General features: G+C 32.6%; 1 protein-coding gene. It reads right to left on the bottom strand.

The window, feature by feature from the left end; all coding sequences use genetic code 11:
* Positions 1-385 precede the first annotated feature (385 nt).
* The coding region (locus R7Z77_RS28660) for an NfeD family protein (RefSeq protein ID WP_318137474.1) at positions 386-509 on the bottom strand (124 nt) is incomplete at its 5' end.

The following is a 509-nucleotide window of genomic DNA, read 5'->3' as shown; positions in this document are numbered from 1 at the left end:
GCTGGGACAAGTTCTGCCTTTTGCATGGTGAGGACCAACTCAGTTATCAATAAAACGGTAGGAAAGACTTTTCTACTTAACTGAAATATAAGCATTTACCTTTATGCTTATGGATTAAGTATGTATAGGGAGTTGGAAAGATCAAAAATTAATTCAACACTGTTTTATTTTTTATATTGAAATTAGATTGAAAATGACAGGAAGCAGTGAACTATCTTTTTGATTAATTCTTAGTTGATGAATATCAATAGGATTTACAAGATGGAATTTAATAATATTTATATTACTTATTTTTTAAGGACAAATTGAATAACACGATGAAATAAAAAGAGTTGAGAGAAAAGAAAGTAATGAAGCAGTCTTTACTTCATTACTTTGACATAAATTAATCAGAAATAGGCTCCACAATGAGGATTATTCCATCGATCGCGACGATTTTTACGCGAGTACCGGCTGGGATATTTTGCTCACATTGTGCTGACCAGGTGGTATCGGCGATGCGAATTCTG

It is taken from the genome of Vibrio sp. 1401 (genome assembly GCF_033340295.1).
This window is presented reverse-complemented; position numbering and strand designations above follow the sequence as displayed.